Source organism: Streptomyces sp. NPDC030296 (genome assembly GCF_055572815.1).
In genome coordinates this window covers 20,292-43,319 of sequence record NZ_JBVICQ010000016.1, presented here as the reverse complement: position 1 = coordinate 43,319, position 23,028 = coordinate 20,292, and the positions used below count along the sequence as shown (strand labels likewise).

The following is a 23,028-nucleotide window of genomic DNA, read 5'->3' as shown; positions in this document are numbered from 1 at the left end:
GTCGTTGCCCCGACGCCGGCGGTCGAGGCGCTGCTCGGGACACCCGACAGCGCCCGCCGCCCCGGTCACAGGGCCCGTGACGCGTAGGCCCTGACGTCGGCGTCGGAGTCCTTCGTGGCTGTGGTGAGGGCCGCGCGGGCCTCCTCGGCGGTGGTGTGGCGGGTCAGGGAGAGGACCACGGCCTTGCGGACGTCCGCGTTCGGGTCCGTGAGGGCCCGGGCCAGGGCCGGGACCGCGACGGCGGTGTCCGCGGCGGACAAGGCGGTGGCGGCGCCGGCCCGCACCTGCCAGGTGGGGTCGGACAGGGCGGTCACGGCGAGGGCGGCGAGAGGCGGTGGGCAGCCGACCGTGCCCAGGGCGCCGTAGGCGGCGGCGCGCACCAGGGCGTCGAGGTCGTCGACGAGGGTGGTGAGGGCCGTGAGGGCGGTGAGAGTGGTCCGGGGAGTCGTACGCGTGGCGGTGGTCGTGGGGGGTTCCGCTTGGTTGGTGACCACCGTGGCCAGTGCCTTGGCGAGGGTGACGCGGACCTCGCGGGACGGGTCGGTGGTCGCGGCGCGGGCGAGTTCGTCGGCCGCGTCGACGGAGACGAGGGCGCGTACGGCCTCGATGCGGACCGCGGTGTCGGCGTCGGCCAACGAGGCCGCGAACAGCGTGGTGTCACCGAGGCGCAGCGCGCGCAGTACGTCCAGCGAGGCCGCGCGGACGGTCGCGTCGGACTCGGTCAGGGCGGCCGCCAGACCGTCCCGGAGGGCCTGGTCCGGCGGGAGCGTCTCGACGAGTTCCCGGAGGGAGGCCGCGGCGGCGGCGCGTACCTCGGCGTCGTCGTCCCGGAGCGCCTCGGCCAGGGCGGGGCCGGTGCCCGGCGGCAGTGTCTCCGTGAGGACGGCGACGGCCTCGCGCCGCACGGCAGGCGAAGGGTCCGACAAGTACGGCCGCAGGGAGGGGAGTTCGGGCTGCTCCTCGGCCAGGGCGACGAGTTCGAGGAGACGGGCGGAGGGATCGGAGGAGAGCGGGGGAGCGGCGTGCGTGGCCTGCGCGGTGATGGAGAGGGGCTCCCTCTCCGAGCCGAGCGGGTCGGACGCGCCGGACGCGCCGGACGCGCCGGACGCGTCGGGTGAGCCGGGGCCGCCCTGCGGGCTCGCTCCCCCATCCCGTGCCACCGGTGCCGCTTCCCTCGCCCCGGCCGTGGCCACGTCCTCCGCGTGGACCTCGCCCAGGAGGCGGGAAGGGCCGCCGAGGGGGGTGAACTCCTCGACGGGGACCAGGTAGGGCGCCACGGGGCGGGCGGTGAACTCCATGGCGCCGGAGGACGGGGACTTGTACAGGTCGAGGTGGTGGAACCATGAGGCGTCGTCGCGGTGGGGGTGGTCCAGGCGGTCGTGGTAGAGGCCCCAGCGGGACTCGGTGCGGGCCAGGGACGCGCGGGCGGCCATCTCGGCGCAGTCGCGGATGAAGGTGACCTCGGCGCAGCGCATCAGCTCGTGCGGGGTGCGGGCACCCATGGCGGCGATGTCGTCCCGCATGCGTTCGAAGGCACCCAGGGCGAGGGAGAGGCGGGCGCCTGACTTCGGGGGCGCCACGTAGTCGTTGACGAAGCGGCGGAGCTTGTACTCCACCTGGGGCTGTGGGGGTCCGTCCGGGTTGCGCAGCGGGCGGTAGATCAGCTCGTGCGCCTCACGGAGCTGCTCGGGGGGCAACTCGCCCTCGTACGGGGTGTACCGGGAGGCGTCCGCGCCCGCCAGGTCGCCGAAGACGAAGGCGCCGATCATGTAGTTGTGCGGGACGCAGGCGAGGTCGCCGGCGGCGTAGAGGCGTGGGACGGTGGTCCGGGCGTGGTCGTCGACGCGGACGCCCGAGGCGGAGTGGCCGCCGCACAGGCCGATCTCGGAGATGTGCATCTCGATGTCGTGGGTGCGGTAGTCGTGGCCGCGCCCCGCGTGGAAGGTGCCGCGGGTGGGGCGTTCCGTGGTGTGCAGGATCGACTCCAGCGCGGAGACCGACTCCTCCGGGAGGTGGCTGAGCTTCAGATAGACCGGGGCGCGGTCGGAGGCGATCTCGGCGGCGAACTCCGCCATCATCTGCCCGGACCAGTAGTCGGAGTCGACGAAGCGTTCGCCGTGCCGGTTGACCTGGTAGCCGCCGAAGGGGTTGGCGACGTAGGCGCAGGCCGGGCCGTTGTAGTCCTTGATCAGCGGGTTGATCTGGAAGCACTCGATGCCGGTCAGCTCGGCGCCCGCGTGGTACGCCATGGCGTAGCCGTCGCCCGCGTTCGTCGGGTTCTCGTATGTGCCGTACAGATAGCCGGAGGCGGGCAGGCCGAGGCGGCCGCAGGCGCCCGTCGCCAGGATCACCGCGCCGGCGCGGACCGTCACGAACCGCCCCGTGCGGGTGTTGAAGCCCGCCGCGCCCACCGCCCGCCGGTCCGCGCCCTCGCCCGCCGTCAGCACCCGCACCGGCATCACCCGGTTCTCGATGCGGATCCGCTCCCGCATCTCGCGGCGGCGCAGCTGCCGGTAGAGGACCTTCTTGACGTCCTTCCCCTCCGGCATGGGCAGCACGTACGAACCGGAGCGGTGGACCTGGCGGACGGCGTACTCGCCCAGCTCGTCCTTCTCGAACTTCACCCCGTACGACTCCAGCCGCCGCACCATGTCGAAACCGCGGGTCGCGGTCTGGCGGACCGTGGACTGGTCGACGATGCCGTCGTTGGCACGGGTGATCTCCGCGACGTAGTCGTCGGGTTCGGCGCGGCCGGGAATGACGGCGTTGTTGACGCCGTCCATGCCCATGGCGAGGGCGCCGGAGTGCCGGACGTGCGCCTTCTCCAGGAGCAGGACGTTCGCGCCGTGCTCGGCGGCGGTCAGGGCGGCCATGGTGCCGGCGGTGCCGCCACCGATGACGAGGACGTCGCAGGTGAGCTCTTCGGCGTCGGTGAGGGCGGGGATCTCCACCAGAGGGCCTTTCGGGAACCGGGGAACCTGGGAACCGGGGTGTCGGGGCGTCAGGAAGCGAGGGAGGTGAGGACGTCGTGGCGCAGGGCCGCCAGGGCCGGGGAGTCGTGGGCCGCGCGGTCGCGGGGGTGCGGGACGTCGCGTACGGCGGTCAGGCGGCCGGCGCCGAGGAGGGCCACGCGGTCGCCGAGGAACAGGGCCTCGTCCACGTCGTGGGTGACGAAGACGACCGTGGCGCCCGTGCCCGTCAACACCTCCACCAGCAGGTCCTGCATACCGGCCCGGGTCTGGGCGTCGAGCGCGCCGAACGGTTCGTCCATCAGGACGGCGCGGGGGCGCCCGGCGAGGGCGCGCGCCAGTTGGGCGCGCTGGCGCTGGCCGCCGGAGACGCGGTGCGGCAACTGGCGGGCGTGCTCGGCGAGTCCGACCCTGGCCAGCCACGCCTCCGCCTGGGTACGGCGCTCCGCGCGCGGCAGGCCCCGTATGGCGAGGGGGAGTTCGACGTTCGCCCGCAGCGTGCGCCACGGCAGGAGGGCGTCCTCCTGGAACACCAGGGCACGGTCGGCGGACGGGCCGACCAGCAGGCGTTCGTCCTGGGTGAGCCGTCCGTCCAGCGGCGGCAGCAGACCGGCCAGCGTTCGCAGCAGGGTCGACTTCCCGCAGCCCGACGGGCCGACCACCGTGAGGATCTCACCGGGGGCGACGTCCAGGTCGACGTCCGTCAGCGCCACGGCGTCGGGACGGCCCAACTCGGCCGCGTGCAGTGTGAGCCGGGTGCCTCGGCCGCCTTGAGTCCCGTGGGTGCCAGGAGTTCCGCCGGCGCCTTGAGTTCCGCGGGCGCCGCGCGTGTCAGACGAGGTGCTCATCGCGGGCCTCCTCGGGCTTGGGGCCGGTGCCGGGCCTGTCGGCCGTGCCGTCCTGGGGGGCGGGGGCCGGAACGGAAGACGCGGGGGTGGGCCGGGGCGGGCGCGGCCGGGGCGCGGGGGCGTCCGACGTGCGGGGCAGCCAGTGGGTGAGACGGCGGCCCACCAGTTCCACCGCCGTCGACGTCAGCCAGCCGAGCACACCGATCGTGGCCATGCCGACGAAGACCCCCGGATAGTTGACGATCGTGTAGTCCTGCCAGGTGCGGTAGCCGACGCCGTACTGGCCGGAGATCATCTCGGCGGAGATCACACAGATCCACGAGACACCGATCCCGACCGACAGACCGCCGAAGATGCCGGGTAGCGCGCCCGGCAGCACGACCGACGTGAGCACCCGCCACCGGCCGCCGCCCATCGTGCGGACCGCCTCCTCCCACACCGGGGTGAGCGCCCGTACGGCGTGCCGGGTGGAGACCAGGACCGGGAAGAACGCGGCGGTGAAGGTGATGAAGACGATGCCCTGCTCGTTCGACGGGAAGAGCAGGATCGCGACCGGGACCAGGGCGATCGCCGGGATGGGGCGGATCACCTCCAGGACGGGCCCGAGCAGGTCCTCGGCGAGACGCGAGCGGGCGATCAGGACGCCCACGGCCACACCGAGGACCGCGGCCAGGAGGAAGCCCGTCACGATACGGGTGAGGCTGTCGGCCAGGTCCGTCCAGTAGTCGGGGCCCGACACCCGGTCCGCGAAGGCGTGCGCCACGTCCGTGACCGTGGGGAACTGCGAGAACCGCAGCCACAGGTCGACGTCCAGGCTCGTCAGCGCCTGCCAGAGGGCGAGCGCCGCGAGGAGGGCGAGGGCGCGCAAGCCGTAGCGGGCGGCGGGGCGGGGGCGGCGTCGCGCGGGGCGCGACCCGGGTCCCGTCGGTCCTCGGCCGGCGGTCACGACGCCTGCTCCAGGGCGGCCGCGTACGTGATGACCCGGGCTCCGGGATGGGCGCTCACGTACGCCTTCGCCGTGGCCGGGGCGACGAACGGGAGGAGCCGGCCGCCGTCGGCCACCCAGACCGCCTTGTCGGCGAACCACTGGGTGCCGGTCGTCGCGTCGGGCACGTACGCGGCGCGGATGTCGTCCTTGTGCCCGGCGACGTAGGAGAGGAGCTCGGCCGGGGTCCTGAACGTCTTCGTCTCCTCGGCGTCCTTGGGCCAGACCTCGCTCCCCGCCGGCGCCGGCGTCGCGGCCAGACGCTTCGCGTACGACGCGCCCAGCGCCTTGCGTGCGTACCGGTCGTCGACGAAGGCGTCCACATCGACGTCGCCCGTCAGCTTCGCCGCCTTCAGGATCGGTACGTCCTTCTTCAGCGCGGCGATCAGCGCCGGCTTCAGCGCCGGGTCGAACGTGGCGATGCCGTGCGCGCCGTTGTAGAGGTAGACGACCTCCGCGGGGAGTCCCGTCGCCTCGGCGACCTTCTCGGCGGCGTCGACCGGGTGGTCGTTCAGGTAGTCCGTCGCCCTGGCCTGCGCCTTGAGGAACGCCTCCAGCACGGCGGGCCGCCGCTTCGCGAAGTCCTCGCGGGCCGTCACGCCGTGGAAGGTCGGCAGGTTCAGCTGCGCGCCGTCGTAGAGGGCCTTCGCCTTGCCCTGGTAGGCCAGCAGGCCCGGCCACGCGACGAACTGGGAGAGCGCGTCCGCGCTGCCCGCGGAGAGGGCGGACGCGCCGACCGCCGGCTGCTGGTTGAGCTTCTCGATGTCCTCGTTCGCGTCGAGGCCGGCGTCCCGCAGGGCCCGTACGAGGGTGCCGTCGGCGGCCGAGCCGACGCTCGTGGAGACCTTCCTGCCCTTCAGGTCCTCAAGGGTGCTCAGCTTCGAGCCGGGAGCCGTGACGATCGTGTTGAGGCCGCCACGCAGGTTGTAGCCGGTCGCCGCGACCAACCGGGTGGGCCGGTTGAGCTGCTTGCCGCGGGCCGCGTTGATGAGGAGCGGGAAGTCGCCCATCGAACCGATGTCGATCTTCCCGGCGGTCATCTGGGCGGTGATGGGGGCGCCCGTGGCGTAGTCCTGCCACTCGACCTTGTACGTGTGGCCGTCGTGCAGGGCGTTGAGCTGCTTCTCGAAGTAGCCGAGGGAGCGCAGGAGGGTGCCGGCGGTGACGGTGTTGATGGTCTTGGACTGGTAGCCGACGGTGACGGTGACCGTGGCGCCGTCGTCCCCGGCCGCGGCGTTGCCGCCGCAGGCCGTCAGGGGCGCCAGTACCAGGAAGGCGGCGACAACTGGTTTGATCTTCATGGGAGTTCGGGACCTCTCACCGGAGCGTTCAGCGGAGCAGATAGGGCATGTTGACGGTGACGGCGCCGGTGGGACAGCGGGCCGCGCAGGGGCCGCAGTACCAGCACTCGTCGACGTGCATGTACGCCTTGCCGTTGCTCTCGTCGATCGCGAGGGAGTCCAGCGGGCACATGTCCACGCAGAGGGTGCAGCCGTCGATGCACTTCGACTCGTCGATGGTCACGGGCACGTCGGCCCGCTGGGGCACCAAAGGCATGGCTGTCTCCAGGGAGGGGCGGAACAGGAGGGTGAGGCGCTACGGCGAGCGGTGCGGCGAGCGCTACAGCGAGCGGTGCAGCAGGCCGCTCATCGAGATGCGGTCGCCGCGGAAGCGGATGAACTCCAGGTCGACGGGGTGGCCGTCGGCGAGGTGGGTGAGCCGTTCCAGCATCAGGACGGCCGAGCCGCGCGGGGCTTCGAGTACGGCGGCGGAGTGGGTGTCCGCGTTCACCGCCTCCAGGGTGATCTCGGCGTGCCCCAGGGGGCGGCCGGTGATCGTCTCCAGCAGGCGGAAGACGTCCGTGTTCTCCAGGTCGGCGCCGAGCAGCGCCGTGCCGAGGTCGAGGGTGCCGAGGGTGAGCGGGATGTAGGTGAGGTCGAGGGAGAGGGGGAGGCCGTTGAGGCGGCGCAGACGTTCGATGTAGAGGACGTCGGTGCCGGGCGGGAGGCGCAGCCGGTCCGCCACGGGGGCGGGGGCCGGGGCGGGGCCCATCGTGCGGACCTCGTTGGTGACCGTGCCGTGTTCGCGGAGGGTCTCCGCGAGGCCCATCAGACGGTCGAGGCCATGGGGGTACTTCCGGGCGACGACGACCGTGCCGACGCCGGGGAGGCGGTCGACGAGACCCTCGGCGCGGAGGAGGTCCAGGGCCTCGCGGACGGTGTTGCGGGTCGCGCGGTAGTCGGTGGCGAGGACGGACTCGTGGGGGAGGGTGCCGGAGCCGAAGCCGCCGGTGAGGATCTGGCGGCGGAGGAGGTCGGCGAGTTGGCGTGCCTGGTCCGCGCGCAGCCGGCGACGTGCGCGGTGGGCGGCGACGGTGGTCGCGCCCTGGCCGGCGTGGTCTCGGATGCGGTCGGTGGGTGGCATGTTTCGAACCATACCGAGATGGTGGGGAAAGCTCTGTTGCCGGAGTGTTGCGCCATCTGACGGGGTGGCGGGGAGGGCTCTGACCTGGGGGTTCGTGGAGGTGGGGGGCAAGATCTGCCACCGGGGGTGTCCGGTGGGTGGGCGTCGGGCGGGGGTGGGGGTGGCCGGTTCGCGTCGGGGTGCGTTGGGGGCGGGGCCGTGCCGGTGTGTCAGCCCGTCGCTTGGTGCCCTACTGCTCGGGGGTTCGAGGGGGCTGTTCTCTGTGCTTCTCCACGCGACGGGCTTGGCGCACCGGCACGGCCCCTTCCGTTCGTGGGCGGCCCGCCTGCCGTGGTTCCGGCCGGTTCCGGGAGCCGTTGCGGCCCGCCCGCCGTGGCTCCGGCCGGTTCCCGGAGCCGTCGCGGGCCGTGTCGTGCGGTCGCCGTCCGGGGGCTACGGCTGCTGCGGGGACGGTACGACTCTGCCTGTGACCTCGCCCAGGGCGATGTCCGTGCCGTTCGGGCCGGGGGCCCAGGCCTTGAGGGTGACCTCGTCGCCGTCTTCCAGGAACGTGCGTTTGCCGGTGGGGAGGTCCAGGGGGTCGCGGCCGTTCCAGGTGAGTTCCAGGAGGGAGCCTCGCTGGTTCGCGGCGGGGCCGCTGACCGTGCCGGAACCGTAGAGGTCGCCGGTGCGCAGGGAGGCTCCGTTGACCGTCATGTGGGCCAGTTGCTGGGCGGCGGTCCAGTACATGGTGGAGAAGGGGGGCTCCGCGACCACATGGCCGTTGACGGCGACCGAGATGCGGAGGTCGTAGCCGCCGGGGTCCTCGGTGGAGTCGTCCAGGTAGGGCAGGAGGTCGTGGGTGCGGGGCGGCGGGGTCACGCGGGCCTCGTCGAGGGCGTCCAGTGGGGTGATCCACGGGGAGACGGACGTGGCGAAGGACTTGCCGAGGAAAGGGCCCAGCGGGACGTACTCCCAGGCCTGGAGGTCGCGGGCCGACCAGTCGTTGAGGAGGGTCACGCCGAAGACGTGGTCCCGGAAGGCGGAGAGGGGGACCGGGTGGCCCATGCGGGTGGGCGTCCCCACGACGAAGCCGACCTCCGCCTCGATGTCGAGGCGGACCGAGGGGCCGAAGACCGGCGCCGGGTCCGCGGGCGCCTTGCGCTGGCCCGAGGGGCGTACCACCTCGGTGCCGGAGACCACAACGGTGCCGGACCGGCCGTGGTAGCCGATCGGCAGGTGCTTCCAGTTGGGGGTCAGGGGGTCCGGTGAGTCGGGGCGGAAGATCTGGCCGACGTTCCGGGCGTGGTTCTCCGAGGCGTAGAAGTCGACGTAGTCGGCGACCTCGAAGGGGAGGTGGAGCGTGACCTCGGCGAGGGGGTGGAAGAAGGGGCTGATCGTCTCGCGGTGGGAGGGGACCGTCACCCAGGCCGTGAGGGCCCGGCGGACGTCCGACCAGGCGGTGCGGCCCGCGGCGAGGAGGGGGTTGAGGGTGGGGTGGCCGAGGAGGGCGGCGTACGGGGAACCCAGGGCGCGGGCCGCCGCCGCCGCGTCCAGGACGTGGTCGCCCAGGCGGACGCCGACGGTGCGGGTGTCGGAGCCCGAGAGGGAGAAGACGCCGTAGGGGAGGTTGTGCGGACCGAAGGGGTGGCCTTCGGGGACGTCGAAGGGGGGCATGGGGTGCTGCCTCGCTCTCGTGCGTGCCGGCGTTCCGTCTGGTCGCGGCACACGTTACGGGGCGACGACGGGAACGGGGAGTGTCTAAAGAGTTCGCAATGTCCTGATAGGGGAGGGTCGGAGTGGATGATTCCGGCTTAGCGTCCTGTGGGGGCACGGACGGGGTGGGTCCGGGTCCGGTAAGGGGGACACGTGGGGGGACCCGTGGCCAGGGGCGCCGGGCATGCGCCGATCCCGGTGGATCGGGATGTCCCCGGGCTCATCGTCAAGTTCGGTGACTATCCGCTGCACCACGGCGGCGTCGGGGCGATCCGCAGCCTGGGGCGGCTCGGTGTGCCCATGTACGCGATCACCGAGGACCGTTACACGCCGGCCGCCCTCTCGCGGTATCTGCGGCGGGCGTTCGTGTGGCCCACCACCGGGACCGAGGAGCCCGAGCCGCTGGTCGAGGGGCTGCTCAGGATCGGGCGGGCGATCGGGCGGCCGAGCGTGCTCGTGCCGACCGACGAGGAGGCCGCGGTGCTCATCGCCGAGCACCAGGACGCGCTGGGCGGGGTGTTCCTCTTCCCGCGCGTCGACGCCAAGCTGCCGCGCCGCCTCGCCAGCAAGCAGGGGCTGCACGAGCTGTGCGTCGAGCACGGCGTCGCCAGCCCCGCCGCCGCCTTTCCTCAGTCGTACGAGGAGGTCGAGCGGTTCGCGGGGCGGGCCCGTTTCCCGGTGGTGGCCAAGAACCGGGAGGCGTTCGAGCGGCGCCGGCAGCCCGCCGTCAACGGGACCACCCGGATCGAGAGCCCGGAGGCGCTGCTGCGGCTCGCCCGCGGATGGGGCGAGCGACCCGGGGTGATCCTCCAGGAGTACCTGCCCCGGGAGGAGGCCGAGGACTGGATCGTGCACGCCTACTTCGACGCGGAGTCCACGCCGCTCGCCCTGTTCACCGGGGTGAAGGTGCGTTCGTGGCCGCCGCACGCGGGGATGACGGCGAACGCGTACATCGTGGACAATCCGGAACTGGCGGACATCGCGGCCCGGTTCATCAAGCAGATCGGCTTCAGCGGCGTCATCGACCTGGATCTGCGCTTCGACCGGCGGGACGGGCGGTACAAGCTGCTCGACTTCAATCCGCGGATGGGCGCGCAGTTCCGGATCTTCGAGAACCAGGCGGGCATCGACGTCGTACGCGCCATGCACCTGGATCTGACCGGACGCCCGGTGCCGGAGGGGGAACAGCTCGCCGGGCGGCGGTACATCGTGGAGAACATCGACCTGCCTGCCCTGCTCGCCTACCGGCGCAGCGGGTACACCACACCGCACGCGCCCGCCCGCGCGAACGGTACGGAGCTGGCCTGGCTCGCGGGTGACGACCCGCTGCCGTTCCTCACGATGCTCGCGCGCTTCGTGCGACCCGGCGCGAAGCACCTCCATCAACTGTGGCGGGCCAACCGGTCCGGCCGGACCGGGCGGGGCGACCGCGTCGGGCGGGGCGACCGCTTCGGGCTCCACGGCTAGGCAGCACACGAAGTAGGCACATCGCGTCCTGGGGAGGGACTTCGTGATTCAACCGGTAGCAGTCATCGGCGCCGGGCCGTTCGGTCTGTCCACCGCCGCCCATCTGCGGGCGCACGGCATTCCGGTCCGCGTCTTCGGCGAACCCATGGTCAGCTGGCGGGACAGCATGCCCGCCGGGATGCTCCTGAAGTCGACACCGGCCGCGTCCAGCATCGACGCGCCGCAGCGCGGCAACACCCTGCGCGACTACTGCGACGCGGCGGGCGTCCGCCGGCTGGTGACGGACGAGGACATCATCCCCGTGGAGACCTTCATCTCCTACGGCGAGTGGTTCCAGCAGCGGCTCGTGCCCGAGCTGGAGCGGGTACGCGTCGTCTCCGTGGACCGCGGCAGGGGCGGCGGCTTCGAACTGAAGCTGGACTCGGGGGAGTCGTTCACCGCGCGGGCCGTCGTCGTGGCCAGCGGACTGTTCGGGCTCGCGCACCTGCCGCCCGAGCTGGCGGGGGCGGCCGGCGACGGGCCCGCACCGAGCGGGCCGGTCTCCCACAGCTCCCAGCACCACGACCTCGGACGGTTCGCAGGCAAGGAACTGATCGTCGTGGGGGCGGGGCAGTCCGCGCTGGAGACGGCCGTCCTCGCGGCCGAGGCGGGAGCCCGGGTACGGGTGGTCGCGCGCGGCCGGGGCGCGGTGGCGTTCGGTGCGCCGCCGTGGAAACAGCCGCGGCTGCGGCCGGAGTCACCGTTCGGGCGGGCCTGGTCGCTGTGGGCGCTCAGCTACTACCCGCACCCCTACCGGTATCTGCCCGCCGAGGCCCGGCACTACCTGGTCCGCCGGGTGCTCGGGCCGCTCGGGGCGTGGTGGCTGCGCGAGCGCTTCGAGGGGCACGTCGAGGTACGGGAGGTCGACCGGGTGGTGCGCGGCGGCATCATCGACGGGGGGCCGCGGCTCGTGGTGCGGGGGCACGACGGACGTACGGAGGAGATGGCGGCCGATCACGTCATCGCGGCGACCGGGTACCGGGTCGACCTCGGGGCGATGGGCTTCCTCGGCCATGAGCTGCGGACGGAGCTGGAGGTGAGCCGGGGGACGCCGGTGCTGGGAGCGGGATTCCGGTCGTCGATCCCCGGGCTGTACTTCACGGGGCTGCCCGCGGCTGCCTCGTACGGACCGGTGATGCGGTTCGTGTGCGGCACGGAGTTCGCCTCACCCCGGCTGGCCCGGCACCTCGCGGGCGCGCACGGCTAGGGGCTGTGGAGTCCCGGCGATGAACACGGGTTCGGGCAAGGGGAGTTGACGTCGGCTGGTTCCGGGCGAACCGATGGGGGTCGGCATCCGTATTCTCTGATCATGGCCGCTCCCACCGCATATTCACTCATCGCCACTGACCTGGACGGAACGCTCCTGCGCAGTGACGACACGCTCTCCGACCGGTCCCTCGCCGCATTGGCGCAGGCCACGGAGGCCGGTGCTCAGCACCTCGTGGTGACGGGACGGCCGGCGCCGAGAGTGCGACCCCTCTTCGACGACCTCGGCAGCAGGGGGCTCGCGGTGTGCGGGCAGGGCGCGCAGTTGTACGACCCCGGCGCGGACCGGCTGCTCTGGTCGGTCACCCTCGACCGGGAACTCGCCGAGACCGCGCTCGGCAAGATCGAGGCGGAGGTCGGCCAGGTGTACGCGGCCGTCGACCAGGACGGGGTCGACGGCCTCACCCTGATCGAGCCCGGCTACCTCATGCCGCACCCCACGCTGCCCGCCCTGCGCGTACCGCGCCGCGACGACCTGTGGTGCGAGCCCATCAGCAAGGTGCTGCTGCGCCACCCCTATCTGTCGGACGACGAGTTGGCCTCGGCGGCGCGCATGGCGGTCGGTTCGCTGGCGACGGTCACCATGTCGGGACCCGGCACCGTCGAACTCCAGCCGTGCGGCATCACCAAGGCCACCGGTCTCGCCCTGGCCGCCGAGCATCTCGGCCTCACCCCGGGCGAGACCATCGCCTTCGGGGACATGCCCAACGACATCCCGATGTTCGACTGGGCCGCGCACGGGGTCGCCATGGCCAACGCCCACCCCGAACTCAAGGCCGTCGCCGACGAGGTGACCCTGTCGAACGAGGACGACGGGATCGCGGTGGTGCTGGAGAGGCTGTTCGCCTGAACGCCCGCTCCCCCCGGGGCGGTGACCCGGGGGGAGCGGACCGGCCCGAGGGCCGGGCGGGATCAGTGGCGGGATCAGTACGCGCCGAAGACGTTGTCGATCGAGCCGTACTTCGCGGCGGCGTAGTTGCACGCCGCCGTGATGTTCGCGACCGGGTCGAACGGGTCGAAGGCGGTGCCGGGCACGTGGTACGCGGCGAAGGTCGGGTCGATGACCTGGAGCAGCCCCTTCGACGGGGTGCCCGCGGCGGCGTTGGAGTCCCAGTTGTTGATGGCCTGGGGGTTGCCCGAGGACTCCCGCATGATGTTGCGGTAGATGCCGTCGTACGAGCCGGGGATGCCGTTCCGCGCCATGATGTCCAGCGACTCCCGGATCCAGCCGTCGAGGTTGTTCGGGTACGTCGTGGCGGACGCCGGGGTGGCCTGGGCCACCGTACCGGCCGGCTTGTTCGTGACCGCCGGCTTCTTCTTCGTCGCCGCCGTCTTCGTCGCCGTGAGCTTCAGCTTCAGGCCCGGGTGGATCAGCCGCGGGTTGTCGCCGACGGTCTTGCGGTTGTCCTTGTAGATCCGCTGCCAGCCACCGCTGACACCGTACTTCCGCGCGATCGAGGACAGCGTGTCCCCGCGGGCGACGGTGTAGGTGACGGACTTCGGCTGGACGACGGCCGGCGCGGTCCGCGCGGCCGTCTGCACGGAGGCGGCGGCCTGGGTCGGCTGGGCGGCGCTCGCGGTGCCGACCGCGGTGAGCGGCAGCACGAGGGCGACGCCGCCCGTGCCGGCGGCGACGACGCCACGGGTGAAGGGGTTGGTTCTGGGACGGCGGTGCTTGCCTCGTCCGGGCATGGCGGATTCCTCTCCGGCGCCTGCGAGGTGAGCTGTCGGGTTCGGACGGGAGGCGCCCGGCCGCACTCGGCCGTCCGGCGTGCGCCGTGCGTGCGGCGCGCGTCGGTGGTCCGTGTGTGGCTTCACCCCGAGCCGGTCCGGTGGGGAAGGCCGGACCGGCGGCTTACCTGGTTCCCCCGCTCCTGCCGTGCGTGGTCGAGTGGTCGGGTGGGGAGTCCGGGCGGCGGCAGGATTCGGCGGTCCGTCCGGACGGGGTGTGAACGTATGCGAGAGCACACGAGGGGAACAAGCCCCGAATCCGGATATGGGTGTAGTTGACCTTGAGTTTGCCCGAAATGGGCGTCGGGTTCGTGCGCTTTGCGCACCTCAACTTGCCTACTGCAAAGGGGAAACGGGGCGGGTGTGGCGAGGTGTGGCACTCGGCGCGCGTGACTCAACTCACGGGAGGAGTGGGGTGAAGTGCGGGTAACGCGCAAAACGGTCAACTCGGGTTGTCCGAAAGGCCGGTTTGGGTGGTGCGCGGGGGTGGGGCGAGAGTGGTGCACAGGGGTGGATTTCGGTCATCCCGGACCGTGTGATCGGGGTGCCGGTCGTGCGGGTGCATGAGCGGGTGTGCGAGTGGGTGCGCGGTGGGGGTCCGGGGTGGAGTGCCCTCCGGTGCGACGTGGGCGCCACCGGATATGCGGACATATCTCCTGATCAGGAATATTTCGGGCGCCCATCCGTGTTGTCCAAGTCGAACCCGTGGGCGCTCGTGGTGATCGAAAGGTGACCGGATACGCTGACTCGGGTGATGGCAGCGACAGATCGACAAACTGTGTCATCGACCGTGAGACCGACCTAGACCGACCGTGTGATCGTCAGCGGACCAGCAGACAGGAGAACCCTCGTGACCGTCGTCGAGCCGTTCGGGCTGAGCGCGCGGGACCAGGCTCTCGAAGCCGATGTCCAGGCCGGACTGGCTGCCGTCGAGGAGGGTCTGCTCGAGGCCACCAAGAGCGAGGTCCCCTTCATCCAGGAGGCCGCCCAGCATCTGCTGCGCGCGGGCGGGAAGCGGTTCCGCCCGCTGCTCGTGATGCTCGCGGCCCAGTTCGGCGACCCGTACGCGCCCGGGGTGGTCCCCTCGGCCGTGGTGGTCGAGCTGACGCATCTCGCCACGCTGTACCACGACGACGTCATGGACGAGGCCGAGGTCCGCCGGGGCGTGCCCAGCGCCAACGCGCGCTGGGGTAACTCCCTGGCCGTCCTGACCGGCGACTTCCTCTTCGCCCGCGCCTCCCACGTCCTCGCGGACCTCGGCCCCGACGCCGTCCGCATCCAGGCCGAGGCCTTCGAGCGGCTGGTCACCGGACAGATCCTGGAGACCGCGGGCCCCCGCGACGGCCGCGACCCCATCGACCACTACCTCGATGTGCTCGGCGGCAAGACCGGCTCGCTGGTCGCCGTCGCCGGACGCCTCGGCGCGATGATGGCCGGCGCCGACGAGACCGTGGTCGACATCCTCACCCAGTACGGGGAGCGGCTCGGGGTCGCCTTCCAGCTCGCCGACGACGTCCTCGACATCGCCTCCGACTCGCACGAGTCCGGCAAGACCCCCGGTACGGATCTCCGCGAGGGCGTTCCCACCATGCCGGTGCTGCGGCTCCGCGAGCGGGCGGGCCGACTCGGTGAGCCCGACGACCTCGCCCTGTGCGAACTGCTCGACTCCGACCTCACCGACGACGCCCGCCACGCCGAGGCCCTGGCCCGCCTCCGGGTGCACCCCGCGCTCGAACAGGCCCGTCGGGACACCGTCCGGTACGCGGAGGAGGCGCGGGCGGTGCTCGCACCCCTGCCGCAGTGCGGAGCCAAGGAGGCCCTGGTCGAGCTGTGCGACGCGGTGGTGCACCGGGCCGGCTAGCCCCGTCCCTCCGCCCCGCCCGCCGGCCTCTGCCGTGCGGCTGTCCGGCCTCTGCCGTGCCGGCTGTCCGGCCTCTGCCGTGCCGGCTGCCCGGCCTCTGCCGTGCCGGCTCTCCGGCCTTCACCGTCCCTGGCCTTCCGGCCTTCACCGTCCCCGGCCTTCCGGCCTTCGCCCCTCCGGCCCGCCGGCCCTTCGCCCCTCCGGCCCTCCGCCCTTCCGGCCATCGCCCCGGCGCGGGAGGGTCGGTTCCCGTGACCCCTACGGGTTTCCTCGGGCGTCGTCGGCCCGTGTCATCCCGAAGCAGTTGGCGGGCAGTCGCCGTGTCATCCCGTAGCAGTACGTGGAGTTGAGCCCCGAGTCTGACGATTCCCTGCGGCCGATTTGGTCAGATGGGTATCACCACTCCTCACCGATTCGGGTGAGAATGGCGGCTCTAAGTGGACGCCGCCGCCGACGACGGAGGTAAGGCACACATGGCACCGTACGAATCCGACGACAGCGCCCGCGCCGGTGACGCGGCCGTGCTCGCGGCCGAGGCCGAGGAGGTGCGTTCGGCGCGACGCCGCAAGGCCGCGCGGTACGTCGTCCCGGCCACCGTGCTGGGCGTGGCGGCGGCGACCATCGGTCTCGTCCCGGCCTTCGCCGGCTCCGGCGACCCCGATCTGCCGAAGATCAGCGCGCAGGAACTCATCGAGAAGATCGCCGCCTCGGACGTACAGCGCGTGTCCGGCACGGTGAAGATCACCACGGATCTCGGCCTGCCCGACCTGGGCGGTCTCGCCGACAGCCTGGGGGCGCAGGGCTCCTCCGGCGACGGCTCCTCCGCCGACCCGTCCTCCAAGCTGCTCGAACTCGCCTCCGGCACCCACACGTTGCGGATCGCCACCGACGGCCCGGACAAGCAGAAGCTGTCCCTGCTGGACAAGACCTCGGAGTACAGCCTCATCCACAACGGCGACGAGGTGTGGGCGTACGACAGCGCCTCGAACGAGGTGTACCACGCGACCGGCGCCGGCGAGGAGGGCAAGGGAGGCAAGGACGGCAAGGGCCGCGAGGACGTTCCCGAGGACGTGCCCGCCACCCCGCAGCAGTTGGCCGAGGAGGCCCTGAAGGCCGTCGACGACACCACGTCCGTGACCGTCGACGGGACCGCGCAGGTCGCCGGGCGCGACGCGTACAAGCTGGTGATCGCGCCCAAGCAGTCCGGTTCGACGATCGGCGCGATCTCCATCGCCGTCGACGCGAAGACGGGGCTGCCGCTGAAGTTCACGCTGACCCCGGCGAGCGGTGGCGCGGCCGTCGTGGACGCCGGCTTCACCGAGGTCGACTTCGGCAAGCCGAGCGCTTCCACCTTCGACTTCACCCCGCCGAAGGGTGCGAAGGTCACCGAGGCCGACGAGATCAAGGAGTCCGGCCACCACGACAACAAGGTCGACGGGTTCGGCGAGGACTTCGAGAAGGAGTTCGGGAAGGACTTCGAGAAGGAGCTCGGCGAGGACGCGGACCGCAAGGGGGCCGGGGCCGCCGAGGAGGAGTTCGCGAGCGGACTCGGCGGGCTGAAGACCATCGGCAAGGGCTGGAGCGCCATCGCCGTGATCGACAGCGGGGCCGAGGGCGGCATGCCCACCGGTGACTCCGAGTCGTCCGGTGACAGCCGCGTCGACGGGTTCCTGAACTCCCTCGGCGACCAGGTCAAGGGCGACTTCGGCTCCGGCACGGTCTTCAAGACCCGCCTGATCAACGTCCTGTTCACCGATGACGGCAAGGTGTACGCGGGCGCCGTCACCAAGGACGCGCTGGTGAAGGCGGCCGACGCCGCCAAGTAGGCCCGTGCGCCGTACGCCGTATGCCCGAACGGGTGTACGGCCGTACGGCGTGCGCCTGTACGTGAATGAGGGAGCCATGCGGGAACCGTCCGCCGCGGACACGGACACGGACACGGACACGGACACGGACACGGATACGGCCACGGGCGCGGGCGCGGGCAGGAGGACGGCCACCGGTGCGGCGGTGATCTCCACCCGTGCGCTCACCAAGCGCTACCGCGGTGGGCAACTCGCCGTGGACGGCCTCGACCTGACCGTCCCGGCGGGCAGCGTCTTCGGCTTCCTCGGCCCCAACGGCTCCGGCAAGACCACCACCATCCGCATGCTCATGGGCCTGATCGAGCCGACCTCCGGCACCGTCGAGGTCCTCGGCAGGCCCATGCCGCGTGCCGCCCGGACCGTACTGCCCGAGGTCGGCGCCCTCATCGAAGGGCCCGCGCCGTACGGGTTCCTCTCCGGCCGCGACAACCTTTTCCGCTACGACGCCGCCGACCCGACCGCCGATCCCCGTACCCGGCGCGCACGCGTCGGGGCCGCCCTGGACCGGGTCGGGCTCACGGCCGCCGCCGGCAAGAAGGCGAAGGCGTACTCGCTGGGCATGAAACAGCGGCTGGGCCTCGCCGCGGCGCTGCTGCGACCGCGCCGCCTCCTCGTCCTCGACGAGCCGACCAACGGGCTCGACCCGCAGGGCATGCGGGAGATCCGCGCCCTGGTCCGCGCGTTGGCGTCCGACGGCACCACCGTCTTCCTCTCCTCGCACCTGCTCGACGAGATCGAGCAGGTGTGCACGCACGCCGCCGTCATGACCCAGGGCCGGCTGATCACCCAGGGCCCGGTCGCCGAACTGGCCGCCGGGGCACGGGGACGGCTCGTCGTCACCACGCCCGACCCGGCGGACGCCGCCCGGGTGCTCAAGGAACAGGGGGTCGGTGACGTCGTGGTGACGGAGGACCGGGTGACCGGGGAACCACCGGACCGCGACCTCGCCGAACTGAACGCGGCGCTGGTCACCGCGGGCGTCCGAGTCCGCGGCTTCGGCGTCGAACGGGCCTCGCTGGAGGACGCGTTCGTGGCACTGACGGGGGAGGGCTTCGATGTCGCGGGTTGAGCGGGACGGCATCACTGCCGGCGGGGCCACCGCTTCTGACACGGCCACGACTCGCGACACAACCACCGCGTCTCATGCGGTTGCCGGGGCGGGCGGGGCGGGCAGGGCGCCGAGCCTGCTGTGGACGTTCGGGCTGTTCCGCAGTGAGCTGGTCACCACCTTCCGGCGGTGGCGGACGCTCGCGCTGCTCGCCGTGCTCGCGGCCGTGCCGGTCCTCGTCGGCATCGCCGTGAAGATCGAGACCGGTGACGGGTCGTCGATGGGCGGAGGGCCGGGCGGCGGTGGCGGCGGTGGCGAGGGCCCGGCGTTCATCGCGCAGATCACCAACAACGGGCTGTTCCTGGTGTTCACGGCACTGGCCGCGACGCTCCCCTTCTTCCTGCCGATGGCGGTCGGCGTCGTCGCGGGCGACGCGATCGCCGGTGAGGCGGGCGGGGGCACCCTCCGCTATCTGCTGGTCGCGCCCGCCGGCCGCACCCGGCTGCTGCTCACCAAGTACGCCACGGTGATGACGTTCTGTCTGGTCGCGACCCTGGTCGTGGCGGCTTCCGCGCTGGCCGTGGGGGCGCTGCTGTTCCCCCTCGGCGAGGTGACGACGATCTCCGGGACACGTATCAGCTTCGGTGAGGGACTCTTCCGGGCGCTGCTGATCGCGTTGGCGGTGGCCGCGTCACTGATCGGGATCGCCGCGCTGGGTCTCTTCGTGTCGACCCTCACGAACAGTGGCATCGCCGCGATGGCGACCACGGTCGGGCTGCTCATCACCGTCCAGATCCTCGACCAGATCCCCCAACTCGACGCCCTCCACCCGTACTTCTTCTCCCACTACTGGCTGTCCTTCGCCGACCTCATGCGCGAGCCGGTCTACTGGGACGAACTCCAGCGCAACCTCGGCCTCCAGGCTCTGTACGCGGCGGTGTTCGGCTCGGCGGCCTGGGCACGGTTCACGAGCCGGGACATCACGACGTAGCGGCTCCGCCGGGGCGGGGACGGGGACGGGGCTGGGGGCCTACGCGAGGGCGGCTTCGGTCGCGCGGGCCAGGCCGAGCAGCAGGTCCTCCTTGCCGTGGCGGGCCACCACTTGAAGGCCGACCGGGCAGCCGTCGGAGCCGAAGCCCGCCGGGAGGCTCAGGGCGGGGTGGCCGCTGAGGTTGAACGCCCAGGTGAGGGCCGTCGAGTAACGGTCACCGGGGCCTTCGTGGCCGTGCGGGGCGTTGGGGGTGGCCGGGGTCAGGAGCAGATCGGCGTCGGCGAAGATCGCCGCGAGCCGCAGGTCGTTCCCGGCTCGGAGCGCGTCGACGGCGGTGCGCCCGGCCCCGGCATCCGCGGCCGAGGAGTCACGTAGAGCCAGCCAGGCAGGGGCCGGGTCGTCCAGACGTAGGGGCCGCGCCGGTTGCACGAGACGCAGGAGGCCGGCGTCCACGAGCCGGAGCGCGGCGGCGTGGGCGACAGCGGCGGGCTCGGGGTCGGGTTCGGCGAAACCGAGGTCTGCCGACCAGATGGCGGTGATGGGGGGAGGGGTGCCGTCGCTGGGCAGGGGGCCACCGGTGGACGGGGTGCCGTCGCCGGGCAGGGGGCCACCGGTGGACGGGGTGCCGTCGCTGGAAGGGGCGTCCTCGGCGGCCGGGGTGCCGTCGCCGGGCGGCGGGCTCTCGGCGGGTGAGGTGTCCTCGTCGGGCAGGGTGTTTTCGCCGTGCGGGTCGCCGTCTTGGCCGGGCAGGGTGTTCTCGCCAGGCGGGCTGCCGTCCTGGCCGAGGGCGGTGGTCGGCGGATCCGTGAACGGTTCGGCGCGCTGGGGGTCCTCGCCGCGGACGCAGCGCCAGTACGCCGCCGCGTCCGCCGCGTACCGGGTGAGGACGCCGGGTGCTGCCAACCCCGTGCGGTCCGCGGACGGCAGTCGGCCGTTCGTGATCTTCAGGCCGAGGACGCCGCACCACGCGGCCGGGATCCGCACCGACCCGGCGCCGTCGGTACCGGTGGCCATCGGCACGAGGCCGGCGGCCACCGCCGCCGCGGAACCGGCCGAGGAGCCGCCCGGGGTCCGGTCGGACCGCCAGGGGTTGACGGTACGGCCACCGGCGCCGAGGCCCCACGTCTGCCAGAGGGTGCCGCGACCTGGCACCGAGGTCGCGCCGACGGGGACGCAGCCCGCCGCTATCAGCGCCCGCGCCGGTGCGGCACGCAGCCCCGACCGGCCCTTCACCCCGATCGGCACGCCGGCCAGCGGCAGCGGTTCACCGGCCGCCACACGCCGGTCCACGTCGGCCGCCCACCGCAACGCGTCCTCGGCCCACACCTCCGCGAACGCGCGCAACGCGGGCTCCGCCGCCGCGATCCGCCCGAGACACTCGGCGACGACATCGACGGCCCGTACGTCCCCGGCCCGCACGGCGGCGGCGATCCGCACGGCCGACGGCATCGGGAAGCCGCCGGGCGGGAGGGCACCGAGGGGTCGGGGGCCGAGGGAGAGGGCGTGGAGGGGGGAAGGGTGGGGCTGGGAGCGGTGCGGCTGCATGGCCTTCTCGGGTTCCTGTGGCGGAGGGGTGCGCGGTGTGCGCGGGGGTGTGCGGGTGGCAACCGGCTTGGAGCCGGGCGGGGGCGTGCGGGCGGGTAAGTGCTCCTTGTCTGGAGCGGGGGCGATGGGGCGGCGCCCCCGCTGGCTGCACGTGGTGCGGGCTTCCCCGTCTTCCAGGTTCCCTCCCGCATGGCTCGGCCGCGCCGCTCGCCAGCCAAGTTCGCGCTCATCAACCGTGTCCGCTTGGTGTCGGCACCCGGGCCGGCGGCCGGTGCCCCGCGCTCAGCGGCCCGGGCCTCCGGGCGTCGGCGGCTTCGGTGGGACCGGCGACTGGGCGCGGGTCGGTGCGGATGGCCCGGCGGTCGGGTTGACCGTACCGGGGCCGACACCCCCGTGCCCGGCCCCGGTACGGAGTCTCGCGGCCTGCGCGATCGGATTGCCGACGGACACCTGCGAACCGGCTGCCTGCGAACCGGCTGCCTGCGAGCCGGACGCCTGTGGCCCGGGGTTCTGCGGCCCCGCCGCCCCGCCCGCTGTCTGCGCCCCGGCCGCCGGCCCTCCGGACGCCTGCTGACCGGGCCCCTGAGAGCCACCGGCCCCCAACTGCCCTGCCGCCTGCTGCCCTGCCGCCTGCTGTCCCACCGACTGCCCACCCACCACAGCCCGCTCACCCGCCACCTGCCGGCCCTCGCCCGCCTGGGCCGCCTGCGCGGCCTGGGTCGCTGTCACCGTCCCGGGGGACGGTCCCCGGGCCCCCGGGGCACCCTGGCTGAGCTGGTCCTTGGTCAGGTACGGGCGGGGGTCCACCTTCCAGGAGGGCGCGTCGGGGTCGACCTCGCGGCGGACCACGCGTTCCATGAGCGTGGCCATCTCGACCGGCCCGATACCCCCCGGCACCGGAGTGAGGTGCTGCGGGATGCCGTACGCCTCCCGCTGGACGTCCCCCTTCACACTTCCGTCCGCCTGCGGGACGAACCCGGAGTCGACGACGAGCCGGTGGTGGGGCCTGAGGTGGTCGGGGCCGAGGATGCCGGGGTTGCCGGTGACGGAGACGACGATGTCGGCGTCGCGCACCCGCCGCAGGTCGTCACCGGCGTCGAGTTCCATCAGCCGGTGGCCCTGCTCGCGCAGCGTCGTGACCACGCCCTGCCCGACGAACCCCTTGCTGCCGACCACCGCGATCACCGGGTCGTCCTTGGCGAACGGTTCCACGACCCGGCAGATGCCCTCGGCCGTGGCGCACGCGTTGTAGGGGGAGCGGCCCTTGGTGAGCGCGTCGATGTCCTTCGCCGGGTCCATCCGCTGGACGAGCGGCTGGAGATGGGCCGGCGGCGGGAACTGCACGATGATCGCGCGGGTCTGCGGATCCTGGTTGGCCCGCTCCAACACCTCCGCGAACTGCGCACGCGTGGTGCCCGGCGGCATCACCACATGGTCCGCCCGGAAACCGAGGTGCTCGAAACTCTTCACCTTCTGTTCGGCGGAGACCTTCGACGCCTCCAGCTTGATCTTCCAGTCCGGGGGATCGTTCTCCGCGGGCTGGAACCGGATGATCGCCACGCGCTGCCCCGTCGGGGCCACGTCGTTCCGGTAGGGCTCGTACAGCTCCTTCGCCTGGCGCAGGACATCCCGCCCCGACACGTGCTCGGTCATCGCCGGCTCACCCCCGGGTCGCTTCGTGGTCGATACGGGCGAGCACCCGGTCGACCGGTTCGAGCGCGCGGCCGAGGAGCTCCTCGACGTCCCGGACGGTGAACGTCCGGTCGCCCGTCAGGTCGTCGACGTGGCCGTTCGGGCCCGCCGTCAGGAGGATCTGGGTGAAGGACTCCGGCCCGGTCGGGTCGTGGTACGAGAACGCGCCGAAGTGGGCGATCCAGAACACCTCCACCGGCTCCGCGCCGAACGCCCGCCGCAGCGCGGGCAGCACGGCGTCCGCGACGCTGCCGAAGTCGTCGGTGACGCCGCGGTCGTCGGGGTTGCTCGCCAGCTCGGACACGACCGCGACCACCCGCCCCGTGGTGGTCGAGTGGACGGCACGCACCAGCGTGTGCGCCCGCCCGGCCCGCCGATGGCGCCAGTCGACGACGTCCTCGAAGTACCGGAGCGTCGGGTTGGTGGAGCCCTCGGAGCCACCGGGGCTGCTGGTGCCGTCGTGGTTGCCGTGATTGCTGTGGTTGCCGTCGTCGCTGGGATCGGTGGGGCTGTTCGGGGTGGTCGGAGTGCTCATGGTGTTTCTCCTGTCGGCCGTGTGACGGCGGCCGTCGGTGTGTCCGGGAACCCGCGTACGGCAGAGG

General features: G+C 72.7%; 18 protein-coding genes. 7 read left to right on the top strand and 11 right to left on the bottom strand.

What is annotated here, in order from left to right:
* Positions 1-65 precede the first annotated feature (65 nt).
* The 7 genes from ACZ4Z3_RS35155 to fahA form a co-directional block, all read right to left on the bottom strand.
* Entirely contained in the window at positions 66-2,951 is a 2,886-nt protein-coding gene (locus ACZ4Z3_RS35155; RefSeq protein ID WP_468504855.1) for a fumarate reductase/succinate dehydrogenase flavoprotein subunit, read from the bottom strand.
* 50 nt (positions 2,952-3,001) lie between these two features.
* Positions 3,002-3,817, bottom strand: coding sequence for an ABC transporter ATP-binding protein (locus ACZ4Z3_RS35150; protein WP_468504854.1), 816 nt, complete (start codon positions 3,815-3,817; stop codon positions 3,002-3,004).
* The gene (locus tag ACZ4Z3_RS35145) at positions 3,801-4,763 is read right to left on the bottom strand and encodes an ABC transporter permease (protein ID WP_468504853.1); all 963 of its coding nucleotides are present in this window, start codon (positions 4,761-4,763) and stop codon (positions 3,801-3,803) included. The genes ACZ4Z3_RS35150 and ACZ4Z3_RS35145 overlap by 17 nt, the downstream gene beginning before the upstream one ends.
* Positions 4,760-6,103 carry an ABC transporter substrate-binding protein gene (locus ACZ4Z3_RS35140; protein ID WP_468504852.1) on the bottom strand — a complete coding sequence of 448 codons (1,344 nt, stop codon included), beginning with the start codon at positions 6,101-6,103 and terminating at the stop codon, positions 4,760-4,762. The genes ACZ4Z3_RS35145 and ACZ4Z3_RS35140 overlap by 4 nt, the downstream gene beginning before the upstream one ends.
* A 28-nt stretch (positions 6,104-6,131) precedes the next feature.
* Entirely contained in the window at positions 6,132-6,359 is a 228-nt protein-coding gene (locus tag ACZ4Z3_RS35135; RefSeq protein ID WP_030790138.1) for a 4Fe-4S dicluster domain-containing protein, read from the bottom strand.
* Positions 6,360-6,422: 63 nt separating this feature from the next.
* Positions 6,423-7,226 (bottom strand): GntR family transcriptional regulator, encoded by an 804-nt coding sequence (locus ACZ4Z3_RS35130; protein ID WP_468504851.1) that lies wholly within the window; start codon positions 7,224-7,226, stop codon positions 6,423-6,425.
* Positions 7,227-7,658: 432 nt separating this feature from the next.
* Complete coding sequence (fahA, locus tag ACZ4Z3_RS35125; RefSeq protein ID WP_468504850.1) at positions 7,659-8,882, bottom strand: fumarylacetoacetase; 1,224 nt, start codon at positions 8,880-8,882, stop codon at positions 7,659-7,661.
* A 231-nt stretch (positions 8,883-9,113) separates the two neighbouring features.
* Here fahA and ACZ4Z3_RS35120 point away from each other — a divergent pair, with 231 nt between their 5' ends.
* The 3 genes from ACZ4Z3_RS35120 to ACZ4Z3_RS35110 all read left to right on the top strand — a co-directional run bounded on the left by ACZ4Z3_RS35120 (position 9,114) and on the right by ACZ4Z3_RS35110 (position 12,543).
* Positions 9,114-10,388 carry a carboxylate--amine ligase gene (locus tag ACZ4Z3_RS35120; protein ID WP_468504966.1) on the top strand — a complete coding sequence of 425 codons (1,275 nt, stop codon included), beginning with the start codon at positions 9,114-9,116 and terminating at the stop codon, positions 10,386-10,388.
* A gap of 43 nt (positions 10,389-10,431) precedes the next feature.
* A complete protein-coding gene (locus ACZ4Z3_RS35115) occupies positions 10,432-11,634 on the top strand; it encodes an FAD-dependent oxidoreductase (protein ID WP_468504849.1) in 1,203 nt (400 codons plus the stop codon).
* Positions 11,635-11,736: 102 nt separating this feature from the next.
* Positions 11,737-12,543 (top strand): HAD family hydrolase, encoded by an 807-nt coding sequence (locus ACZ4Z3_RS35110; RefSeq protein WP_099969771.1) that lies wholly within the window; start codon positions 11,737-11,739, stop codon positions 12,541-12,543.
* Between the two features lie 74 nt (positions 12,544-12,617).
* Here the strand turns inward: ACZ4Z3_RS35110 and ACZ4Z3_RS35105 are convergent, their stop codons facing one another.
* Positions 12,618-13,385, bottom strand: coding sequence for a transglycosylase SLT domain-containing protein (locus ACZ4Z3_RS35105; protein ID WP_468504848.1), 768 nt, complete (start codon positions 13,383-13,385; stop codon positions 12,618-12,620).
* 889 nt (positions 13,386-14,274) lie between these two features.
* Between ACZ4Z3_RS35105 and ACZ4Z3_RS35100 the strand changes: the two genes are divergently transcribed.
* The 4 genes from ACZ4Z3_RS35100 (at position 14,275) to ACZ4Z3_RS35085 (ending at position 19,189) form a co-directional block, all read left to right on the top strand.
* Positions 14,275-15,285, top strand: a complete 1,011-nt coding sequence (locus ACZ4Z3_RS35100) for a polyprenyl synthetase family protein (RefSeq protein ID WP_468504847.1) — start codon at positions 14,275-14,277, stop codon at positions 15,283-15,285.
* Positions 15,286-15,758: 473 nt separating this feature from the next.
* Entirely contained in the window at positions 15,759-17,111 is a 1,353-nt protein-coding gene (locus tag ACZ4Z3_RS35095) for a LolA family protein (protein WP_468504846.1), read from the top strand.
* Between the two features lie 76 nt (positions 17,112-17,187).
* Complete coding sequence (locus ACZ4Z3_RS35090) at positions 17,188-18,219, top strand: ABC transporter ATP-binding protein (protein WP_468504845.1); 1,032 nt, start codon at positions 17,188-17,190, stop codon at positions 18,217-18,219.
* On the top strand, positions 18,206-19,189 hold the full coding sequence (locus ACZ4Z3_RS35085) for an ABC transporter permease (RefSeq protein ID WP_468504844.1): 984 nt from the start codon (positions 18,206-18,208) through the stop codon (positions 19,187-19,189). Before ACZ4Z3_RS35090 ends, ACZ4Z3_RS35085 begins: the two co-directional genes overlap by 14 nt.
* 39 nt (positions 19,190-19,228) lie before the next feature.
* Here the strand turns inward: ACZ4Z3_RS35085 and ACZ4Z3_RS35080 are convergent, their stop codons facing one another.
* The 3 genes from ACZ4Z3_RS35080 to ACZ4Z3_RS35070 all read right to left on the bottom strand — a co-directional run bounded on the left by ACZ4Z3_RS35080 (position 19,229) and on the right by ACZ4Z3_RS35070 (position 22,961).
* A complete protein-coding gene (locus ACZ4Z3_RS35080; RefSeq protein ID WP_468504965.1) occupies positions 19,229-20,638 on the bottom strand; it encodes an amidase family protein in 1,410 nt (469 codons plus the stop codon).
* 378 nt (positions 20,639-21,016) lie between these two features.
* Positions 21,017-22,387: a tetrahydrofolate dehydrogenase/cyclohydrolase catalytic domain-containing protein gene (locus ACZ4Z3_RS35075; protein ID WP_468504843.1), complete on the bottom strand. Its 1,371-nt coding sequence runs from the start codon at positions 22,385-22,387 to the stop codon at positions 21,017-21,019.
* Positions 22,388-22,394: 7 nt separating this feature from the next.
* Entirely contained in the window at positions 22,395-22,961 is a 567-nt protein-coding gene (locus ACZ4Z3_RS35070) for a hypothetical protein (protein ID WP_468504842.1), read from the bottom strand.
* Positions 22,962-23,028: the final 67 nt, after the last annotated feature.

Bases quoted from the DNA above. Each gene is read 5' to 3' on its own strand.
- ACZ4Z3_RS35150 (WP_468504854.1), bottom strand. From the start codon at position 3,817: ATGAGCACCTCGTCTGACACGCGCGGCGCCCGCGGAACTCAAGGCGCC.
- ACZ4Z3_RS35140 (WP_468504852.1), bottom strand. From the start codon at position 6,103: ATGAAGATCAAACCAGTTGTCGCCGCCTTCCTGGTACTGGCGCCCCTG.
- ACZ4Z3_RS35135 (WP_030790138.1), bottom strand. From the start codon at position 6,359: ATGCCTTTGGTGCCCCAGCGGGCCGACGTGCCCGTGACCATCGACGAG.
- ACZ4Z3_RS35130 (WP_468504851.1), bottom strand. From the start codon at position 7,226: ATGCCACCCACCGACCGCATCCGAGACCACGCCGGCCAGGGCGCGACC.
- fahA (WP_468504850.1), bottom strand. From the start codon at position 8,882: ATGCCCCCCTTCGACGTCCCCGAAGGCCACCCCTTCGGTCCGCACAAC.
- ACZ4Z3_RS35110 (WP_099969771.1), top strand. From the start codon at position 11,737: ATGGCCGCTCCCACCGCATATTCACTCATCGCCACTGACCTGGACGGA.
- ACZ4Z3_RS35105 (WP_468504848.1), bottom strand. From the start codon at position 13,385: ATGCCCGGACGAGGCAAGCACCGCCGTCCCAGAACCAACCCCTTCACC.
- ACZ4Z3_RS35095 (WP_468504846.1), top strand. From the start codon at position 15,759: ATGGCACCGTACGAATCCGACGACAGCGCCCGCGCCGGTGACGCGGCC.
- ACZ4Z3_RS35090 (WP_468504845.1), top strand. From the start codon at position 17,188: ATGCGGGAACCGTCCGCCGCGGACACGGACACGGACACGGACACGGAC.
- ACZ4Z3_RS35085 (WP_468504844.1), top strand. From the start codon at position 18,206: ATGTCGCGGGTTGAGCGGGACGGCATCACTGCCGGCGGGGCCACCGCT.
- ACZ4Z3_RS35080 (WP_468504965.1), bottom strand. From the start codon at position 20,638: ATGCCGTCGGCCGTGCGGATCGCCGCCGCCGTGCGGGCCGGGGACGTA.
- ACZ4Z3_RS35075 (WP_468504843.1), bottom strand. From the start codon at position 22,387: ATGACCGAGCACGTGTCGGGGCGGGATGTCCTGCGCCAGGCGAAGGAG.
- ACZ4Z3_RS35070 (WP_468504842.1), bottom strand. From the start codon at position 22,961: ATGAGCACTCCGACCACCCCGAACAGCCCCACCGATCCCAGCGACGAC.